The following is a 229-nucleotide window of genomic DNA, read 5'->3' on the forward strand; positions in this document are numbered from 1 at the left end:
GCTTCAGCACATTGCGCGGGGTGAATTCTGCTACGCGCCCGTCCTGATAAACGAGATCGCAGAGAACTTGCGCGGTCGGGTCAGATTCCCAAGGCACAACAGTTAATGTGGAAAGATCAGCGACAAGACGCAGATCGCCGTCATCTTCCGGATAGACAAAGCCATGACCGTCATCAGGATAGTCACCAGAAATAGTGACCATGAAAACAGCGGATGGCAATGCCAGCGT

General features: G+C 52.8%; 1 pseudogene. It reads right to left on the reverse strand.

Annotated features, from left to right (window positions below):
- A pseudogene (locus HBA93_RS24060) lies at positions 1–229 on the reverse strand (glutamine synthetase); the annotation flags it as partial.

It is taken from the genome of Ochrobactrum sp. SFR4 (assembly GCF_019730395.1).
GTDB lineage: Bacteria > Pseudomonadota > Alphaproteobacteria > Rhizobiales > Rhizobiaceae > Pseudochrobactrum.